General features: G+C 62.3%; 19 protein-coding genes. 12 read left to right on the top strand and 7 right to left on the bottom strand.

The annotated features are described in order from the left end of the window. Positions 1-13 precede the first annotated feature (13 nt). Genes purU through AC1RQC_RS31895 form a run of 3 tightly spaced genes read left to right on the top strand, consistent with a single transcriptional unit; the run spans position 14 to position 1,998 of the window. Positions 14-883 (top strand): formyltetrahydrofolate deformylase, encoded by an 870-nt coding sequence (gene purU / locus AC1RQC_RS31905; protein ID WP_492808762.1) that lies wholly within the window; start codon positions 14-16, stop codon positions 881-883. Positions 884-888: 5 nt separating this feature from the next. Continuing rightward, a complete protein-coding gene (locus tag AC1RQC_RS31900) occupies positions 889-1,749 on the top strand; it encodes a bifunctional 5,10-methylenetetrahydrofolate dehydrogenase/5,10-methenyltetrahydrofolate cyclohydrolase (protein ID WP_492808760.1) in 861 nt (286 codons plus the stop codon). A gap of 45 nt (positions 1,750-1,794) precedes the next feature. Continuing rightward, positions 1,795-1,998, top strand: a complete 204-nt coding sequence (locus AC1RQC_RS31895; protein WP_492808759.1) for a hypothetical protein — start codon at positions 1,795-1,797, stop codon at positions 1,996-1,998. Positions 1,999-2,296: 298 nt separating this feature from the next. Here AC1RQC_RS31895 and AC1RQC_RS31890 read toward each other — a convergent pair whose 3' ends face one another. From AC1RQC_RS31890 to AC1RQC_RS31865, 6 genes are all read right to left on the bottom strand, one after another. Beyond that, positions 2,297-3,766 (bottom strand): MFS transporter, encoded by a 1,470-nt coding sequence (locus tag AC1RQC_RS31890; RefSeq protein WP_492808757.1) that lies wholly within the window; start codon positions 3,764-3,766, stop codon positions 2,297-2,299. Between the two features lie 83 nt (positions 3,767-3,849). Continuing rightward, positions 3,850-4,614: a TorF family putative porin gene (locus tag AC1RQC_RS31885; protein WP_492808755.1), complete on the bottom strand. Its 765-nt coding sequence runs from the start codon at positions 4,612-4,614 to the stop codon at positions 3,850-3,852. A gap of 264 nt (positions 4,615-4,878) precedes the next feature. Next, positions 4,879-5,220 (bottom strand): P-II family nitrogen regulator, encoded by a 342-nt coding sequence (locus AC1RQC_RS31880; RefSeq protein WP_492809076.1) that lies wholly within the window; start codon positions 5,218-5,220, stop codon positions 4,879-4,881. 37 nt (positions 5,221-5,257) lie between these two features. Beyond that, on the bottom strand, positions 5,258-6,529 hold the full coding sequence (locus AC1RQC_RS31875) for an ammonium transporter (protein ID WP_492808753.1): 1,272 nt from the start codon (positions 6,527-6,529) through the stop codon (positions 5,258-5,260). 658 nt (positions 6,530-7,187) lie between these two features. Further along, complete coding sequence (gene hutG / locus AC1RQC_RS31870) at positions 7,188-8,009, bottom strand: N-formylglutamate deformylase (protein WP_492808752.1); 822 nt, start codon at positions 8,007-8,009, stop codon at positions 7,188-7,190. A gap of 10 nt (positions 8,010-8,019) precedes the next feature. After that, a complete protein-coding gene (locus AC1RQC_RS31865) occupies positions 8,020-9,033 on the bottom strand; it encodes a LysR family transcriptional regulator (RefSeq protein WP_492808750.1) in 1,014 nt (337 codons plus the stop codon). 167 nt (positions 9,034-9,200) lie between these two features. On the opposite strand from AC1RQC_RS31865, the gene AC1RQC_RS31860 reads away from it, so the two are divergent. The 5 genes from AC1RQC_RS31860 to AC1RQC_RS31840 all read left to right on the top strand — a co-directional run bounded on the left by AC1RQC_RS31860 (position 9,201) and on the right by AC1RQC_RS31840 (position 14,584). Continuing rightward, positions 9,201-10,385, top strand: a complete 1,185-nt coding sequence (locus tag AC1RQC_RS31860; RefSeq protein WP_492808748.1) for an NAD(P)/FAD-dependent oxidoreductase — start codon at positions 9,201-9,203, stop codon at positions 10,383-10,385. Between the two features lie 63 nt (positions 10,386-10,448). After that, a complete protein-coding gene (locus tag AC1RQC_RS31855) occupies positions 10,449-11,201 on the top strand; it encodes an electron transfer flavoprotein subunit beta/FixA family protein (protein ID WP_492808746.1) in 753 nt (250 codons plus the stop codon). A 17-nt stretch (positions 11,202-11,218) separates the two neighbouring features. Then, positions 11,219-12,166, top strand: a complete 948-nt coding sequence (locus AC1RQC_RS31850) for an electron transfer flavoprotein subunit alpha/FixB family protein (protein ID WP_492808744.1) — start codon at positions 11,219-11,221, stop codon at positions 12,164-12,166. A 29-nt stretch (positions 12,167-12,195) separates the two neighbouring features. Further along, positions 12,196-12,816, top strand: coding sequence for a HutD/Ves family protein (locus AC1RQC_RS31845; RefSeq protein WP_492808743.1), 621 nt, complete (start codon positions 12,196-12,198; stop codon positions 12,814-12,816). A 79-nt stretch (positions 12,817-12,895) separates the two neighbouring features. Continuing rightward, positions 12,896-14,584 (top strand): electron transfer flavoprotein-ubiquinone oxidoreductase, encoded by a 1,689-nt coding sequence (locus AC1RQC_RS31840; RefSeq protein ID WP_492809074.1) that lies wholly within the window; start codon positions 12,896-12,898, stop codon positions 14,582-14,584. A gap of 58 nt (positions 14,585-14,642) precedes the next feature. Here the strand turns inward: AC1RQC_RS31840 and AC1RQC_RS31835 are convergent, their stop codons facing one another. Next, a complete protein-coding gene (locus AC1RQC_RS31835; RefSeq protein WP_492808741.1) occupies positions 14,643-15,245 on the bottom strand; it encodes a helix-turn-helix domain-containing protein in 603 nt (200 codons plus the stop codon). Positions 15,246-15,408: 163 nt separating this feature from the next. Between AC1RQC_RS31835 and glnT the strand changes: the two genes are divergently transcribed. The 4 genes from glnT to AC1RQC_RS31815 are packed head-to-tail and all read left to right on the top strand — an operon-like array spanning position 15,409 to position 19,772. Further along, the gene (gene glnT / locus AC1RQC_RS31830) at positions 15,409-16,803 is read left to right on the top strand and encodes a type III glutamate--ammonia ligase (protein WP_492808740.1); all 1,395 of its coding nucleotides are present in this window, start codon (positions 15,409-15,411) and stop codon (positions 16,801-16,803) included. Between the two features lie 14 nt (positions 16,804-16,817). Next, the gene (locus AC1RQC_RS31825; protein ID WP_492808739.1) at positions 16,818-17,726 is read left to right on the top strand and encodes a class II glutamine amidotransferase domain-containing protein; all 909 of its coding nucleotides are present in this window, start codon (positions 16,818-16,820) and stop codon (positions 17,724-17,726) included. Continuing rightward, positions 17,714-18,406, top strand: coding sequence for a protein glxC (locus tag AC1RQC_RS31820; RefSeq protein ID WP_492808737.1), 693 nt, complete (start codon positions 17,714-17,716; stop codon positions 18,404-18,406). The genes AC1RQC_RS31825 and AC1RQC_RS31820 overlap by 13 nt, the downstream gene beginning before the upstream one ends. A gap of 1 nt (position 18,407) precedes the next feature. Further along, the gene (locus AC1RQC_RS31815; protein ID WP_492808735.1) at positions 18,408-19,772 is read left to right on the top strand and encodes an FMN-binding glutamate synthase family protein; all 1,365 of its coding nucleotides are present in this window, start codon (positions 18,408-18,410) and stop codon (positions 19,770-19,772) included. Positions 19,773-20,018 lie beyond the last annotated feature (246 nt).

Genomic DNA, 20,018 nt, shown 5'->3' with positions numbered 1-20,018 from the left:
GATAAGCCTCCCCATGGACACTTCCTCTCCAACCCACTACGTCATCAAAATCACTTGCCCCGCGACCACGGGCATCGTGGCTTCCATCACTTCCTATCTAGCGGAACAGGGTTGCTACATTAGCGAACTGGCCCAGTTTGACGACGAAGACACCGGCCGCTTCTTCATGCGCGGAGTCTTCCGCCTCTCTGCAACAGCTCGCTCGGACATCGCGGCGATCCGCAGCGGCTTTGGCCCCGTCGCCGAACACTTCGGCATGGAATGGGAGCTGTTTTCCAGCGCCGAGCCGATGAAGGTGCTGCTAATGGTCAGCAAATTCGACCACTGCCTGGCCGATTTGCTCTATCGCCGGAGCAAGGGCGAGATCGGCTTGAACATCACCGCCGTGGTCTCCAACCATCTTGACCTGCGTCCCATGGTCGAACGCGAGGGTCTGCGCTTCGTCTATCTTCCGGTCACCAAGGAGACCAAAGCCGCACAGGAAGCCGAGCTGATGAAGATTGTGCGCGAAACACAAACCGAGCTCGTAGTGCTGGCGCGCTACATGCAGGTCTTGTCCAACGATCTCTGTAGCCAGCTTGCAGGACGCGCCATTAACATCCATCACTCGTTTCTACCCGGCTTCAAGGGTGCCAAACCCTATCACCAGGCTCATGAACGGGGCGTCAAGCTCATCGGCGCGACGGCCCATTACGTGACGGGCGATCTCGATGAAGGCCCGATCATCGAGCAGGAAGTGCAGCGCGTCGACCACACATACCGGCCCGACGATCTGGTCGCCGTGGGCCGCGCCACCGAAACCGTGGCATTGGCCCGCGCAGTGAAGTACCACCTCGAGCACCGCGTGTTCGCCAACCACGACAAGACGGTAGTGTTCCGATGAGTGCAATGCGCATCGACGGCAAACTAGCCGCAGCCGAGCTTTTGGCCGTCACGGCCAGCGAAGTCGACAGACTCAAGGCGAACGGCATCGTCCCATCCCTGACGGTGATCCTCGTAGGCGAGGATCCAGCCAGCGACGTCTACGTCCGCAACAAGGTCCAAAGGGCACGGGAAGTCGGTATCCTCTCGACCGAGCACCGCCTGCCGGCCGACACCAGCCAGGACCGCCTGCTCGCGCTGATCGAGTCGATCAATCTGGACGCCTCTGTGCACGGTATCCTAGTGCAGTTGCCGCTTCCACGCCATATCAGCGAGCAGGCTGTAATCCAGTCACTGGATCCGCTCAAGGACGTGGATGGGTTTCACAGCCACAATGTCGGCTCGCTGGCCCAAGGTTTGCCCTCGTTCGTCCCCTGCACGCCCGCAGGCTGCCTGCAACTGCTCCAAGGAACCGTTGCCGACCTCGCTGGCAAGCATGCCGTAATCATCGGTCGATCCAATATCGTGGGCAAGCCCATGGCGGCGCTGCTGCTAAAGGCCGACTGCACAGTGACCATCCTGCATTCACGCTCGCTCAACGGTGCGGCGCTATGTCGGCTTGCCGACATCGTGGTGGTCGCTACAGGCCGGCCAGGCCTGATCACGTCCGACTGGATCAAGCCTGGCGCTGTGGTCATTGACGTAGGCATCAACCGCGTCCAGGAACAGGGCAGGACCCGGCTAGTCGGCGATGTCGCCTACGACGATGTCGCTGCAGTGGCCTCTGCGCTCACGCCGGTGCCCGGCGGCGTAGGACCCATGACCATCGCCAACCTCATGGCCAACACGGTCCAGGCAGCCAGACAGCAATCCTTGCTGGCGCGTTGATCGTGAAACCTGGTCTCCTGGCACAGGTTCCCAGGCCTTGGTTGAATGCCTGACCATGAAGCAAGCCATCCAGGATCGAATGCCAGTCAGCAAACGCTGACTGGCATTCTTTATTGGAGCCTGATGCTTGGAGACCCCGATTTTTACGACGGGGGGATTGCGGCGATCGGGTCTGTACGCAGGCTGCACGACCGGATGAGCTTGGGCGAGCAGGCAGGCTGGCCAAGTGAATGGGTAGTTCGCCTGTAGGTTTGATTGCGCCAAGGCATAGCGCCGCCAAGGTTGCCTATCCGGAAGAATGGAAGCTGACGCGCAGGGTCGTAGCACTCATGTGCTTGGACTCGATTGCGCAGTAAACGCCGACGGCTCCGGGCGATTGTGAATCAGCTGCTCTGCCTTGGCCAGGCGCAAACACGGCCAGCACCGGCATCCATTACACCTTAACCCACAATCGCGCGGACACCCGGGCCGGGCTTCCGCGCGATCGTCGCGACAAACAGGTTCAATGCATTCAGCCTGCTGCCGCTGGCCTAGCCCATTGCGGACCTCACGATTGCGTTCGTGCGCGCCCCCGCGTGCCCAGCACTTCAATCACACTGATAACTAAAGCCGCGCCAGCAAGCAACGCGCAGAGCAGGACCGAACTCGTCCCGGTGCGAAGCATCGTCTCCGGCCCGAAGTCCTGCGGCCCGCCTGGCCCCGGCTGGGAGATCAGCAGGATCACGATCGCGGATCCGAGTGCCGCGCCGATGCGCTGTACAGTCACCAGCATGCCCACCGCGCTGCCGGCGTTGCGGCCCGCGACCGTCAAGAGCGTCGACGCCATGTTCAGACTGAAGAAGACACCACTGCCAAAGCCGGCGACAGACAATGGCACGATAAGCACGGCCGGGCTGACATGGGGATCGGCCCGCAGGATGAGGTAGCTGACCAGGTAGCCGCCCGACAGCATCAAGAGGGATGCGGGGATGACCCAGCGCTTGAGCATGTTGGCCAATCGATCGCCGACCAGAGGCCCGATGGAGCTACCGAGCGAGAAAGGCAGAATCACCAGCGCCGCCGCAAGGGCACCCTCGCCCCGGCCGCTTTGCCATATGACCGCGAAGGCAATATAGATGGAGCCGGTGAAACTCGCGAACGTCAGAAATGCCGAAGCCAGGCCGAAGGAGAACGTCGTCTCCCTGAACAGGCTCAGTGGCAACAGCGGGAACGCGTTGGCCCGCTCAAGGCGGCGCTCCCAGAGAATGAAGGCGATCAGCAGCAGCACGGCAGCGATCGCGCTGATCGACGCCCACCAGGCCACTTGGCCGTTGCTGATTTGAATCAAGGGTACGAAGAATCCGACCACCGCCAGCGACATCAGGATGGACCCGAGCAAGTCGAAACGTCCCAGCCCTTCTGCCGCGCTGCTCTTGCCAGGCAAGGTGGGAATACCCAGCAGGATGGCGAGGACACCCAGCGACAAGCCGTATGCCAAGGCCCAGCGCCAGCCATTCTCCATGCCGACCGTCTCGATGATCCAACCGCCGATGATGGGACCGAAAAGTGCAGCGAATGCCACGACGAAAGCGTAGAAGCCGAATGCCCGCGCGCGCTCGGCACCGTGGAACATCACCTGGATGAGTGCGGCAATCGACGGAATCATCAATCCACCGGCAACGCCGTGGAGCAGGCGGAACACTACCAGATGGCGTTCGTCCGAGGCTAGGGAGACGGCAATTCCGGTGAGCACGTAGAGCAAGGTGCCCAGGAGGAACACCCACTTGTGGCCGTAGCGGTCGCCCAGCCTGCCTCCTGGCACCAGGGAGAGCGCGTAGGCGAGCGCGTAGCCGGCGAGGACCCAGGACGACGCAGCCTCGGACAGACCTAGCCCTTTGCGGATCGACGGCAGCGCAATGTTGGCGCACGTGAGGTCGAAAAAGGACATGGCAAGCGTCAGGAAAAGGACCGCAAGCGCGACCCATCGAGCCGCGGATGATTGTCCGACCGCGGTATTGCCAAGAGTTGTACTGGACATGGGGGCACCCTAAAGAGGAGTTGCGAACCGTCTCTGGACTGGCCTCGCAACAAGGATTTACACGGGCATTTGGGGAAAAACGGCTAGAACGAATAGGTGACTGATGCGACGAAACGCGGTTTGTTTCTCCACCCGACATTCGGGCCACCCACAGTGGAGGCGCCGGTATACACCAGCCCCAATGTCATGTCATCCCGCCATTTATAGTCGACCCCGACCAAAAAATAGTATTTGTCCTTTAACCCTTGATCTTTTAGCCCAACCGGCAATAGCAAGCGGCCGATCTCGCCCTTCACCACAATTTTCTCGGTCAGATTCTTCCAGCCCTCCAGAGCCAAAGCCTGCCGGCCCCGTCCATCAGGAAGCCCGACGTAATACTTACTGATTACTCCGGTCCATTTAATGGAGAAATTTTGAAGATAATATATGGCGTACAACGATGTGGTGTTCAAGTACGCCGCGCCCGGATAGAAGTTATAGCCGACACTGATGTCGTAAACTCCGGGACCGAGCTTTGAGCGATACCCGAGGTATGTCGTCGAATCTATCCGGTTGTTGTCCACCATCTTGATGGTAGAGGACCAATTCCCGAGGTAAATTCCGTTGTCGAACCCGTAAAACAAACTTGCCTGCAGGGTCGGGAAAATCGCCTTGTCCTCATAGAAGTCCTGGTCCGCACCCGCCCATTTGTAATGGCTCAGAACCGCGATGCTGCCATGAAGGTCCCCTGCAATGGCGTGACTCGCACCTAGTACCGCAGCCGGCAGGAGCACAACCGAAAGCCAATTACCTGTCTTTTTTTCATACTTTCCAGCGGTTTTTTTCCTATTGATAACATTTCTTTTCATAAAACTCCCCTTTTATTGTCGCTATAAATTGATTACTGAATGAGTATTTCGGAATACGGCAATAGCATGCTCTCGTCGCGTGCTCGCGAACTGGCCTATGGAGATGACTAATGACAGTGGCTGTGCTAGCTGCTACGACCGGCTTCCGCCTGCCGCCACCGGGTTGGGAGCGCGATTTCGCGGGCGGGGTGCGGTTCGCCTGTTAGGCGCGCGCGGCGGGGCTGCATGGTGTGCGCATTCGCCGCGGCTTTTAAGGGGAAGCGGTCATCGGACAGCATCGTGCCCCCGCTCACCAGTGCGGATGCAGCGGACATCCGCCACGCTGTGCACAACGATTTTCTCGTCGCCGAGCTTGCCAGTGAGCACGGACCACCGGATCGCGTCGATTGCGCGATCGGCCAAGACACCGTCGACGGCCAGTTCCAGTTTGAGCTTGGGCAGAAGGTCCTTCACATACTCCGCGCCGCGGCACAGTTCTGTATGACCGTTCTGCAGGCCACAGCCAATGACCTCGGTCACCGTGAGCCCCTGTATGCCGACGCCCGCCAGCGCGTTCCTGACGTCGTCAAGCTTGAAGGGCTTGATAATCGCGGCAATAAATTTGATCGCCATGAGGCTGCCTCGCGAGTTCAAGTGGAAGGGGTCAGGCGGGTAGCTTGTAGCCAGTTTCGCCATGTTCGGATGTGTCGAGCCCCTCGACTTCTTTGTCTTCGTCCACACGCAGCCCGCGGCAGCACAGCGAGGCCACCTTGAGTGCGATGTAGCTCGTGGCCAGGCAGAACAGGATGCTGAAACCAATAGCGCCAACCTGGACCAGCATCTGCCCGCCGAAGTCCCGCGCTTCGGGCAAGCCGACGCCGCCCAAAGCGGGCAAGGCAAACATGGTCGTAAGCAGGCCGCCGACAATGCCACCAACGCCATGCACCGCAAACACGTCGAAGGAGTCGTCCAGCCCTAGCGCGGGCTTGAGCTTCTCGACCGCCCAGATGCAGCAAGGCGAGGCGATGGCACCGACCATCAACGCCCCCATGGGCCCGACAAATCCGCATGCTGGTGTGATACCTACTAGGCCGGCGACTGCACCCGTGACAACGCCCAACAAGCTGGGCTTGCCACGGTGCAACCATTCGATGAACAGCCACGACATGGCGCCCGCTGCTCCCGCGAGCATGGTGTTCACGATGACGAGCATGGCAAAGCCATTGGCCAATAGGGCGCAGCCGCCGCAGAATCCAAGCCAGCCCACCCACAGCAAGGAGCCGCCAGTCATGGTCATGGTCATGTTGTGCGGTGCCATGGCGGTGGCATGCAGGCCCTTGCGCGGTCCAACCATCCAGGCCGCCACCAGGGCCGCGATGCCGACATTGATGTGCACCACGTTGCCGCCAGCGAAGTCCTGGCTCCCCCAGACGAAGACCCACCCGCCGCCCCAGGCCATATGCGCCATGGGCACGTAGTTGATGGTGAACCAGACGGTCATGAACACCAGCACTGCCGAGAACTTCATGCGTTCGGCGAAGCCACCCACGATGATGGCTGGCGTGATTGCCGCGAACATCATCATGAACAAGAAGTACAGCAGTTCGGGGATGGTGCCGTGAACCGACTCCGGCGTCACTCCGCTCAAGAAGAGTTTGGAAGCCCCGCCGATATAGGCCTGCCAGTCCCCGCCATCCGCAAACGCGAAGCTGTAGCCATAGATGGCCCACAGCACACAGATGAGCGACGCTACGGCAAACACTTGCGTCAAAACCGACAGCACGTTCTTTGCGCGCGCCAAGCCGGCGTAAAACAAGGCCAGGCCGGGCAGCGTCATCAGCAAAACGACCAATGCACATGTGAAAACAAAGGCGGTGTCGCCAGCACTGATGGTTGGTACGGCCTTCGCTGTCTGAGCCCAGCAGGAGCTGGCCATCAACGCAAAAAGGGCACCTCCCGTGCGAATTCCGTGTCTTGCAGAGCTTGTCATGGCATTCCAGTCAATGGTGAAAAACGTGGCCCGCTGGCCAACTTCTCACCATTGCGCAAGTACCATGCCAGTATTCATGCTGGGAATTAAATATTCCTATTAAGAAGTACTTAAAAGATTACGAAGTTGCCGCGCCGCAATGGGGCGCAATGCGCTCGCGCACTTGCCAATGGTGCGTGGGAACGTGGTCCGGTGAATCTGGAAAGGAATGGTCCGGTCAGCGCCGGGAGCTGAGCCGGGGCGATGAGGCACCGAAAGCGTGGGCATATCGTTCCATCGGATTGGCGCACGCGCCGCTGGTGCACGCCAGCCATTGAGACTGGCAATTGCGCACGACAGGACCAGGCCCCCCGCGCCTATGGTCCGTCCGGCACTCTTGGGCAGTGCGGGGACGGACCGCCCGACAGCCGGCCATCAGCTCACACCGTTATTTGTGACCCTCATGGTGCGGCAGCATGGCATAGACCTGGGGCGGGGAGCCTTCACGCGCCAGCGGAACGCCAGTGTCGTGCGCGAGGGAATCAAGGGCGAGGGCCGGCAACGCCGTCATGCGTGCGACGGCGCGCCCTCATGTTGCACCAATAGAGAGTGACAGCACTGCAGATCAAGACGCGCGGCCGATACTCTGGATCTGCTCCAGTGCCCCAGCTAGCATGGCCTTTAGCAGCGGCTGGACCTGTTCGGCCAGTTCCGATCGATAGTTAAAGGGGGCTTCTTCGTCCATATAGAGGCATTGCGCCATTTCCAGCTGGATGGCATGGACGCACTTGTGCGGCTCGCCGTAATGTCGCGTAATGTAGCCTCCCGTGAAACGGCCATTGGCAACATAGGTATAGCCCCGCCCTCCGGGCATGGTGGCCAGCGGAGCCAGCGCGGCCCGCAGCACCGCGTCGGCACAGGAGGCGCCCGAGTTGGTCCCCAGATTGAGGTCCGGCAGCGTGCCCTCAAACAGCAGCGGCAGCACGCTGGCGATGGAATGCGCTTCCCACAGCAAGACGCAGCCATGCAGCCGGACGAGCCGGTCCAGCTCGGCGCGCAGCGCCTGATGATAGGGCCGCCAGTAGGTCTCACGGCGGCGAGCGATCTCCGCGTCGTCAGGCATCTGACCGGGCCGATAGAGCGGCACGCCCTTGAAGGTTTCAATCGGGCACAGGCCGGTCGTCGTCTGCCCCGGGTACAGGCTTTCTCCGGTTGGCGGTCGATTGAGATCAATAGCGTAGCGAGAGAGCGTCGCATTGAGCACCGAATAACCCTGGTCTTGGGCGAATCCGTAGAGCCGGTCAAGATGCCAGTCTGTGTCGCTGACAATGCTGGCTTCCTCCGACAAGGACGGCAGGATCTCCTCGGGCAAGCGCCGGCCCAGGTGAGGAATCGAGATCAGCAGCGGCAACGTGCCCTGGTGGAGTTCAAAAACAGGCGTGCTCATGATGATGTCTTCAAGGGGTTGGAAATGGCGCGCTCACGACTAGCGCGCCGGAAGAAAGCGCGGGCATAGCCGCGCGCAAGGCTGGCAACAGATCCAGTTCGAGCGTCGTGCGGGTCAAACGCACAATCTCGTCGGCGGTCTGCGACCATTGCGCATCGCGGTACAGTAGATGAAACTCGCGCTGGCCCAGCCTGGATGGCGGCAGCGCCACCACCTGGACTTGGTCCAGCCAAGCACGCGACTGCCAAAGGCACAACGGCGTGCTGATGGCCCAGCCCAGACCGGCGGCCACCACGCTTAGCAAGGGATCGGTCGCGTCAAAAGCAAAACGCTGTGGCATCTCGACGCCCAGGTGGCGCAGGAATCGTTCGACTTGCTGCCCAATGACGGAGCGCGAGGTATAGCGGATCAGCGGTAGCAGTTGCGCCTGGCGTTTGATGTCCAGAGCCTCTCGCAGCGCAGAGCTGTCCGCGCCTCGTGGCAGCACGGCGACCCAGGCTTCGGAGAAGAGCATGCGCTGTGCCACGCGGGGATCGGACGGCACCTCGGTGCATACCGCCAGATCGAGGTCGCGCGCCAGTAGCTGTGTATTCAAGCTAGGCGTAAGTCCCGACCAGAGCTGAAGCTGGCGGGCCGAACCCGACAGCGCGCGAATCAGTGAGGGGCCGACAGTGGCCGCAAACGAATCCACGCAGCCCAGCCGGAGCTGGGCATGATCCTGGCGCACACTCTGCCTGAGACGGTTAGAGATGTTGCGCGCATCAGCAAGGAGGCTGTCGGCCATCTCCAGCAGGATGTTGCCAGCACGTGTCGTCCTGGCTGGCCGCACCTCGCGATCGAGCAGTTGCACGCCGTAGGCTCCCTCCAGCACCTTGATCATCTGGCTGACGGCACTCTGGCTCACGCCCATCCGCTGTGCGGCGAGTGCCATTGAGCCCACCTCGCAAACAGTCATGAAGGTTTCCAGCGCGTGGAGGTCGGGCATCACTCTTTCGCGGCGCATCTGCAACGAACTGCTCTGCATATTTATGACCTCCAAGCTAGGGGCTGGCTGACATATTCGCCTGAGCCGCAGCACATCGGCCACAACAACACAAAAGCTAATAATCTGTATTAGATTATCTTCACTTGCACGGCACCCAAGCCGTCCTGCATATGCTTGCGTCAAATCTCAAGCTACTCGGAGCAGACATGGAGAGTTTTGACGCAATCGTGGTTGGCGCCGGTGTCATCGGCACTTCGGTGGCCTACCACTTGGCCCGGCTGGGCTGTAGCCGGGTCCTGGTGCTCGACCGCACGCAGATCGGCGCGGGCACGACCTCTCAATCTAGCGGCATTCTTCGTACGCACTACTCGGTCATCGAGAACGTCAGGCTCGCGCAAGCCTCGTGGAACGTCTTCAACGACTTCGCCAACTACCTCGGCGACGAAGACGCTTCCTCGGGCCTGGTCAAGTGCGGCTATCTCATTGCGGCGCCCGAAGGCCCCAAGCTTGAGCCATTGCAGTCGGCCTTGCAAGCCCAGCGTGATCAAGGCATCGAGGTACGCTACTTGACACGCCAGGAAGCCGAAAGCCGGCTGCCCATCGCCCGTTTCGACGATGCCGCGCTTATCGGCTACGAGCCCGAGGCGGGCTTCGCCGATGCGTACTTGGTAGCGACCAGCTTCGCCCGCGCTGCGCGTCGCATGGGTGTGAAGATGATGGAAGGTGTCGAGGTGGAGAAGCTGCTGGTCGACAATGGCAAGACGGTGGGCGTCGCGACCTCGGTGGGCACCTTCCTGTCGGACACGGTCATCAGCACGCAGAACATCTGGGCCCGCGACATCGAGCAATGGACCGGCATCGCCAGCCCGGTGGTACCCGAGCGCCACAGTGTTCTCGCGCTCGAAGGGCCCGAGGCCTACACCTTCCGGATGCCGGTCTACAAGGACCTTGGCTCGCCAGGCATGCTCTACTGCCGCAGCTACGGCGGCAGCCAGATGCTCGTCAGCGAGGGCATTGTCGGCGAGACCCTGCTCGCACCCGACAACGAACAGGGCGACATCAGCCTGGACTACATGGTGGAAGTGGGTTCCCAAGTGGCCGAGCGCTTCCCGAGCTTTGAGACTGCTGGCGTGGCGTCTTCCTGGACCGGCGTCTACGACGTCACGCCCGACTGGAACCCGGTTCTCGGTCGCCTGCCCGACCTGGCTGGGCTCGTGGTCGGCTACGGCTTCTCCGGCCACGGCTTCAAGCTCTCACCTGCCGTCGGCCTGATGCTGGCGCAATGCGCTCTCGGCCTGCAGACCGATGTCGATATCGCGCCTTATGCGCTCGAGCGTTTCCGCACTGGCGGCCTGCTGACTGGCAAATACGGCCTGGGTGCCGTTTCTTGAGTTTTGTTGTCCTAACTCACTTCCGTCCCATCCAACTCTTTGAGTACCGATCAGAATCCAGCCATGCATGTCCTCGTACCCGTCAAGCGTGTGATCGACCACAACGTCAAAGTGCGCGTCAAAAGCGATGGCTCCGGCGTCGACACGACCGGCGTCAAGATGTCGATCAATCCTTTCGATGAAGTCGCCATGGAACAGGCCGTGCGCCTCAAGGAGCAGGGCTTGGCCACGAAAGTCACCGCCATCGCATGCGGCGCAGCGGTCGCACAGGACGTGCTGCGTGCCGCGCTGGCCATTGGCGCGGATGCGGCCGTGCTGGTGGACACCGGCGGCGTGCCGCTGGAGCCACTACACACCGCGCGGCTGCTGCGCGCTTTCGTCGCGGGCGAACGCGTGGACCTGGTCCTGTGCGGCAAGCAGGACATCGACGACGATTTGGGCGCCACCGGTCCGATGCTGGCCGCGCTGCTCGACTGGCCGCAAGCAGTCTCGGTCAGCCAATTGCATGTCGAAGGCCGGCAACTCAAGGTCTCGTGCGACGCGGATAGCGGCACCGAGCGATTGGCCGTGAACTTGCCTGCTGTGCTCAGCGTCGATCTGCGCTTGTGCGACCCACGCAACATCACCCTGCCCGCGATGATGCGTGCCAAGAAGGCGATCATCGCACAGGTCCCCGCCGCGCTGGATGACAGCGCGCCGGCCACGGTGCGGCAATTGCACGTGGGCGAACCACCGGCTCGCCAGGCTGGCATCAAACTCGACGGACTGCCCGCGCTGATCGAGCAGCTGCGTGCCCTGCCCGTCCTGCAATCATGACTTCCGGAGTCACCGCCATGAACGCTCTCATTCTTGCCTCCCACGACGGGCAGCAACTTGACGCCTCCACTGCCTGCGTCGTGACCGCCGCTCAGTCATTGGCCGCCGGCGGCCAAGTGCACCTGCTGGTGGTCGGCCACGAAGTCGCGGCCGTCGCCGCCCAAGCCGCGACACTAGCTGGCGTTTGTGTCGTCCTCACGGCTGACGCCCCGGCATTCGCAGCGCTCAATGCCGAGACGCTGGGCCGGCAAGTGGCCGCGCTCGCTGCCCCTTATGCCTGGGTCCTGGCCACACACAGCCTTCAGGCGCGCGCGGCGCTGCCGCGCGCGGCGGCGCTTGCCGGTGCCGCGTATCTGTCTGACGTCACCCGGACCTCAGCCGATTGGCTTGAGCGTCCGGCCTATGCCGGCGCAGTCGTGACCCGGGTCCAGCCTATCGCCACATCGACCTTCCTCACCGTGCGGGCCAGCGCATTCCCGGCTGCTCCAACATCAGCTACGGTGGCACCGGTCCAGGACGTCCCGGCCGTCGAAGCGGACGTCCGCACCAGCATCCTGGGCCGCGAAGGCAGCGCCAGCACCCGCCCGGACCTAAGCCGCGCACGCATCGTCGTCGCTGGCGGGCGTGGGGTCGGCTCGGCCGAGAACATGGCTAAGGTCGAACACCTGGCAGACCACCTGGGTGCCGCGGTGGGCGCCTCGCGTGCGGCGGTTGACGCCGGGTTCGCGGCCAACTCGGTGCAAATCGGCCAGACAGGCAAGGTTGTAGCACCCGATCTGTACGTCGCACTCGGCATCTCCGGCGCCATCCAGCACTTGGCCGGCATCAAAGACGCCAAGTGCATCGTGGCCATCAACAAGGACCCGGATGCTCCGATCTTCCAGATCGCGGACTATGGCATCGTGGGCGATCTGTTCGAAGCCCTGCCCTCGCTGGAATCCGGTTTGCCAGCAGCTGCCGCCTGACCCTGGACGATCATCGGGAACTTGCCATCATGACCGTATCCAGACTGCCGCCCGGCTTGCGCCCCTTCACCCTAGCGGACGTCGCGCCGCAGGCATGGCGCAACGGCGGTGGCTACACACGTGAGCTTCTGATGCACCCCTCCGCCGACGATGCCAATTGGGACTGGCGCGTGAGCTTGGCCGACATCTGCAGTGAAGGCGCTTTCTCGATCTTCGACGGCGTGGACCGCACGGCAGCCTTGGTGTTTGGCCCGGGACTGACCCTGTGCGGCCCTGCTCCGCAAGCCCCCCTCGTCTTCGACCAGATAGGCTCCGTGCGCAGTTTCGCGGGCGAGACTGCACTGAGCGCACAGCTGCCCGGCGGGCCGGCCCGGCTCTTCAACGTGATGGCTCGGCGCGGAAGCGCCCGAGCCGAACTCGCCAGGCTTGACCAAGACTGCGAGCTTGACCTGAATGGGGTGGCCGCCACCGTGCTGCTCGTTGTCCGCGGCCGCTTTTCTGCCGAACTCGGCTACGAAACCCAAGGCAGTGCAACCTGCCAGATGGGCAGCGAAGCTGGCCTGTGCATCACCGCCGACTGCCAGCGCTTACGCGTACTGGCGCTTCAGCCCGATTCCTGCCTGATCCACGCCATACTGCGGCGCGTCTGACAGCTACCCTCCTCCTTGCCGTCTTGGCATGCGGTGCGCCGATCCTGCGGCCTTGGCTGCATTACAAGCATTTCAAACGATGAACCCACAAGAAATCCTCGAACAGTACGGCCCCCGCGAGTCCATGGAATATGACGTGGTTATCGTGGGCGCAGGCCCTGCCGGCCTGGCCACGGCCATCCGCCTGAAGCAGCTAGCTGCCGAAAATAACAGGGACATTTCGGTGCTGGTGCTTGAAAAAGGCTCCGAGCCCGGCGCCCACATCGTGAGCGGCGCGGTGATGGACCCCAAGGCTCTGTCGGAACTCATGCCTGACTGGAAAGAGCAAGGCGCCCCCCTCAACCAGCCGGTTACCGCTGACGAAGTGCTGCTGCTGTCCAAGACCGGCTCCACCAAGATGCCTGCCGCGCTCCTCCCCAACAACTTCCACAACGATGGCAACTATGTGGTCAGCCTGGCCAACGTCGTGCGCTGGCTCGCGCGGCAGGCCGAGAACCTCGGTGTGGAAATCTTCCCAGGCTTTGCGGCCGCCGAAGTGCTCTACAACGAAGATGGCTCTGTAAAGGGTGTCGCCACCGGCAACTTGGGCATTAGCAAGGACGGCGAGCCGACCGACGAGTTTCAGCTTGGCATGGAATTGCATGCCAAGTACACCGTCTTTGCGGAGGGCGCTCGCGGCCACCTAGGCCGCCAGTTGCTGGCCAGATTCAAGCTGCAGGACGGCAAGGCGCCCCAGAGCTTTGGCATCGGCATCAAGGAACTATGGGAGATCCCGACCGACATGGCCCGGCCCGGTCTGGTGGTGCACACCGCTGGCTGGCCCATGGACAAGGAGACCTTTGGCGGCGGCTTCCTCTATCACCTTGAAGGTGACAAGGTCGCGTTAGGTTTTGTGATTGGCCTCGACTACAAAAACCCGTGGCTCAGCCCCTTTGAGGAAATGCAACGCTGGAAAAAGCACCCTGCCATCCTCAAGCATATCGAAGGCGGCAAACGCCTGAGCTATGGCGCACGCGCGATCAACAATGGCGGCATGCCCAGCCTGCCCAAGACCGTGTTTCCAGGTGGCGCGCTTATCGGCTGCGATGCAGGCTATCTCAACGCCAGCCGCATCAAGGGCAGCCATGCCGCCATAAAGAGTGGCATGCTGTCCGCCGACGCCATCTACAACGCTGTGGCCGCGGGCCGTCAGCACGATGAACTTACCGCCTATCCCAAGGCCTTTGAGAAAAGTTGGCTGCACGATGAACTCAGAGCCGCGAGCAACTTCAAGCCCTGGTTCAAGAAGGGCCGCACGATCGGCATGCTGATGGCGGGCATCGAGCACTGGCTGCTGCCCAAGCTGGGCGTCAAGACGCCGCCGTGGACACGGAAGAACCCCGCGGCCGACCACACCTTCCTCAAGCGCGAGGCCGAGAGCGCCAAGATCAGCTATCCCAAACCGGACGGCAAGATTACCTTCGACCGCCTGAGTTCGGTGTTTGTCTCCAATACCAATCACGCCGAGAACCAGCCGCCCCATCTCATGCTCAAGAACACAAGTGTGCCGACAGAGATCAACCTGGCGCATTACGCCGGCCCCGAGTCGCGTTACTGCCCGGCTGGAGTGTACGAGTTCGTGCCTGATGAATCCGCAGGCGGCGAGCGCTTGCAGATCAACGCCCAGAACTGCGTGCACTGTAAGACCTGCGACATCAAGGATCCCACCCAGAACATTGTCTGGGTCACGCCAGAGGGCGGGGGTGGGCCCAATTATTCGAGCATGTGAACGCTCGTTTCCCGACCCCGACCACCCAGCAAAAGCAGCGCCACGGCGCTGCTTTTGCTTATTCGGTGTTGCGCGGGTACACGATGATCGACAAAAACTTGATAGGACACTGCACGAGGTTCTCGGGGCCATGCGGAACCTCGCCATCAAAGCTTAATGAATCTCCAGGCTCCAGCAAATACGTTTGTTGACCGCAGCGGTACTCAATGACCCCTTCGAGCATGTAGAGAAACTCCGTGCCTGGATGCTGGAACGTTGGATATCGCTGACTGTCATCCTCGATGGTGATCAGGAACGGCTCAAACAGTTTGACAGGCCCCTGGCCATAGGCCAGCAGATGGTACGTGTGCCCGCTCTTAGTGCCTCTTCGCACCACTTCCATGCCTGCACCATTCTTGACATGTTGCGCTGTGGACGCAGTCGCGTCGTACTTGCTAAAGAGCACGGACATCGCCACCCCCAGAGTTCGGGCGATCCGGGCCAGCGTATCCATGCCCGCCATGGTGCTACCTGTTTCTATCTTTGAGAGCATCCCACGGCTGATTCCCGCCAGTTCCGAGACTTGGGCAATGGTCAGCCCCTCTCTCAATCGCAGTTCCCGGATGGCAGCGCCGACCGACTCCTCAAGCGCAGGTGCGCGGGTTTCATTGAAGTTTTCCATAAGTTCTAGTTTAGCTGGTGCGGCGTTAACTAGACATCCACGCATGATTCACACCAGGCATATTTGTTGCATGCTATGAATCAAGACGATTGCCTCGGCCCATTGATCACAGTCGTCTTTGTCCTTCGCAACGCTTCTCCTTTAGACCTTAGGAACCTGTCCCGTGAAATCCGACCCGACTGCACACCTGGTTCACCCACCGGGCGAACTCGTCTCTCCTCCACGCTTTGAAACCGTCGAGCAAGCACAGGATTATTTGCGCGCGCAGGGAGTGAGCTACGTGCTCGCCCAGTTCGTCGACATCCACGGCGTCGCCAAAGCCAAATCCGTTCCGGTCGCCCATCTTCCCACGGTGCTCAGCGCGGGTGCGGGCTTTGCCGGCTTTGCCATCTGGGGTGTCGGCATCGAGCCCCACGGCCCGGACTTCATGGCCGTAGGCGACCTTGCCACGCTGTCGGTCGTGCCGTGGCAACCTGGCCTGGCGCGCATTGTCTGCGAAGGCCACGTACTCGGCCAGCCCTGGGCCTACGACAGCCGCGTGACGCTCAAGAAGCAGGTCGCGCGGCTGGCCGAGAGGGGCTACACCCTGTTTACCGGGCTGGAGCCTGAGTTCTCGCTGCTGCGCCGCGACGAGCACGGCAGCATCGCACCTTGCGAGCCCACCGACACACTCGCCAAGCCCTGCTACGACTACAAGGGGCTGTCGCGCACGCGCGCATTCCTGGAGCGCCTGTCCAACGTCATGCGTGCGAGCGGCATCGACGTCTATCAGATTGATCACGAAGACGCCAATGGCCAGTTCGAGCTCAACTTCACCTACGACAACTGCCTGACCTCCGCCGACCACTTCGTGTTCTTCAAGATGGCGGCCTCCGAGATCGCCAACGAGCTCGGACTGGTCTGTTCCTTCATGCCAAAGCCCTTTGCGAACCGCCCCGGCAATGGCATGCACATGCATTTGTCAATCGGCGACGGCCAGCGCAACCTGTTCGAAGACAAGAGCGACGCCCGCGGCATGGAGCTGTCGCAACTGGCCTACCACTTCCTGGGCGGCCTGCTGGCCCATGCCCCCGCCCTGACCGCCCTGTGCGCGCCGACTGTCAATTCCTACAAGCGGCTGGTAGTCGGCCGCTCGCTGACCGGAGCCACTTGGGCGCCCGCCTACGTCAGCTACGGCGACAACAATCGCTCTTGCATGATCCGCATCCCCAAAGGTCGCCTGGAGCTGCGCCTGCCCGATGGCGCAGCCAATCCCTACCTGGCCACCGCGGCGGTCATCGCCGCCGGACTCGATGGCATCGACCGCCAGCTAGACCCCGGCGCGCCGCAAAACGCCAATCTGTACGAGTGGAACGAGTCCCAACTGGCAGAGGCCGGCATCGGCCTGCTGCCGCAGAACCTTGGGGCGGCACTAGACAAGCTCGAAGCCGACAGCGTCATCTGCGACGCACTCGGCCCAGTAGCGATCGAGTTTCTCAACCTCAAGCGAATGGAGTGGCTGGAGTACCAGCGCCATGTCTCCGAGTGGGAAATCAAGCAATACCTCGAATTCTTCTGAAAGGAAATCACGCCATGTGCGGAATCGTTGGACTTCTCGTCAAAAACCCTGCGCTGCGCGAGCAGTTGGGCGAACTCATGGTCCCGATGATGATCGGAATGACCGAACGCGGCCCGGACTCGGCCGGCCTGGCTGTCTTCGCGCCGCCATTGGCTGGCGGGCGCCGCAAGGTCAGCGTCTTTTCGGGCTACGTCGAAGGCGGCGACCACTATGACTGGCAGGCGCTGGTGGAGGCCCTCAACCAGGACCTGGGCGATGATGCATCGGCCGAAGCCAAGGGAAACCACGCCATCGTGACCTTCGGCATCGACCCCGAAGCTGTCAAGACCTGGATCAAGAGCTACCAGCCCCTGCTCAAAGTGTTCTCCACCGGCAGGAGCATCGATCTCTACAAGGACATCGGCACGCCCGCGGAAGTGGCACGGCGCTACGGCTTCGCCGGCTTCAAGGGCAGCCACCTGGTCGGCCACACCCGCATGGCTACCGAGTCGGCCGTGACGCCGGACCGTGCCCACCCCTTCACCGCTGGCGAGGACTTCTGCCTGGTGCACAACGGCTCGCTGTCCAATCCCAACGGCATCCGCCGCATGCTGGCGCCGCATGGTATCGAGTTCGACACCGACAATGACACCGAGGCAGCCACGCGCTTTCTCGAATGGCGCCTGCGCGAAGGGGACGAGCTGAAGGACGCGTTGCAGAAAGGCTTCGCGGTCCTCGACGGCTTCTACACCTTCCTGATGGGCACGCCGACCGAGCTTGCACTTATCCGCGACCCCTTTGCCTGCAAGCCTGCCGTGGTGGCCGAGACCGACGACTATGTCGCCATCGCATCTGAATTCCGTTCGCTGGCCCATCTGCCCGGAGTCAAGAACGCCTTTGTCTTTGAACCCGCACCCGAGGAAATGTACGTATGGAAAGCGTAAAGTTCGACTTGGCCGAAACGCCACTGCGCGAGGTCAACCAATACCTGCACCGAGAAGCCCCGGCTCATTCCGGTCTTCAGGTGCGCATCGACAACCCCGGCGGCGCCCACGCCATCGCCGCAGGGCTTCATGCCCCCATCGACGTCACCATCGCGGGCCATGCCGGCTACTACGCGGCAGGCATGAACCAGTTGGCGACAGTGACCATCAGCGGAAGCGCCGGCACCGGCGTCGCTGAGAACATGATGAGCGGCAAGGTCCATGTCAAGGGCTTCGCGTCCAACGCCGCCGGCGCCACCGCGCAGGGCGGGCTGCTGGTCATCGACGGCGACGCCGGCCTGCGCTGTGCCATCTCCCTCAAGGGCGCAGACGTGGTCGTCGGCGGCTCAGTCGGCAGCTTTTCCGCGTTCATGGCGCAAGCCGGCAACCTGGTCGTCCTGGGTGACGCGGGCGAGGCCCTTGGCGACTCGCTGTATGAGGCCCGCATCTTCGTACGCGGCTCGGTCAAGAGTCTGGGCGCGGATTGCGAGGAAAAGACCATGGGCGAGACCGAGCGCGAGATCCTTGCCGGGCTGCTGCGGCAAGCCGGCCATATCGACATCGATCCCTCTTCCTTCAAGCTCTATGGCTCGGCCCGCACGCTCTACAACTTCCACGTCGACAACGCAGGAGCCTACTGACATGACCGCCTCCAACACGACCAAAGAAGCCCCTCCCCATATCCCGCAAACCCTGCCGCGCTTCTCGGCTACCTTCGACCCGCCCACCCTCGCCGAGATCCGGCGCGCCGCGGTCACTGGCATCTACGACATCCGCGGCGGTGGCACCAAGCGCAAGCTCCCGCACTTCGACGACCTGCTGTTCCTCGGTGCTTCGGTAAGCCGCTATCCGCTCGAAGGCTACCGCGAAAAGTGCGGCACCGACGTGGTGCTTGGAACCCGCTATGCCAAGAAGCCCATCCATCTGAAGACGCCGGTGACCATCGCCGGCATGAGTTTCGGCGCGCTCTCGGCCAACGCCAAGGAGGCCCTGGGCCGCGGCGCCACCATCGCAGGTACCAGCACGACCACCGGCGACGGCGGCATGACGCCCGAGGAGCGCGGCCAGTCGCAAACCCTGGTCTATCAGTACCTGCCGTCGCGCTACGGCATGAATCCTGACGACTTGCGCAAAGCCGACGCGATCGAGGTAGTGATCGGACAAGGCGCCAAGCCGGGCGGCGGCGGCATGCTGCTGGGCCAGAAGATCAGCCCGCGGGTGGCCAAGATGCGCTGCCTGCCTGAAGGCATAGATCAGCGCTCGGCCTGCCGCCACCCGGATTGGACCGGCCCCGACGACCTCGAGATCAAGATCCTCGAGCTACGCGAGATCACCGACTGGGAGAAGCCCATCTATGTCAAGGTGGGCGCCACGCGTCCATATTACGACGTGGCCCTGGCCGTGAAGGCCGGCGCCGACGTAGTCGTGCTCGACGGCATGCAAGGCGGCACCGCTGCCACGCAGGAGGTCTTCATCGAGCATGTCGGCATTCCCATCCTGGCCGCCATCCGCCCCGCCGTTCAGGCGCTGCAGGACCTGGGTATGCACCGCAAGGTCCAGCTCATCGTCTCCGGCGGCATCCGCAACGGCGCCGACGTCGCCAAGGCACTGGCCCTGGGTGCTGATGCGGTGGCCATCGGCACGGCCGCGCTCGTAGCGCTAGGCGACAACGATCCGCGCCATGAGGAGGAGTATCGGCAGCTTGGCACCACCGCCGGCGCCTACGACGACTGGCACGAAGGCAAGGATCCGGCCGGCATCACCACGCAGGACAAAGTCCTGGCGGCACGCCTGGACCCGGTGCAGGCCGGACGCCGGCTTGCCAATTATCTGGCCGTCATGACCATGGAGGCGCAGATCATCGCGCGCGCCTGCGGCAAGTCCCACTTGCACAACCTGGAACCGGAGGATCTGGCAGCGCTGACGCTGGAAGCGGCAGCGATGACCCAGATCCCGCTGGTCGGCACGAGTTGGTATCCGGGAGCCAAGGGCCAGCCAGGCTTCTGACCTGGCCAATTCCCTGCGATACGCAAGCCTGGCCTAAGAGAAGCGGGATGTGGATGTGCGCATCCCGCTTCGTCGAGCCGGACTCGCAGGGCAGATACCACGGTCGACCGGATCATGATCCTTGCATCGAGTGCCACTTGCCCTAGGGATGTCCTGTAAGCCCGAGGCCTTGCGCATCCCCCAGTGCGCAAGGCCCCGTTACTCTTCACATGCGCGATGCCGACCCACCTGCAGCCGAGCCTCACC

The organism is Cupriavidus sp. GW822-FHT03E04 (assembly GCF_058801495.1).
The sequence above is the reverse complement of the archived record's forward strand: the minus strand, read 5'-3'. Positions and strand labels throughout refer to the sequence as shown.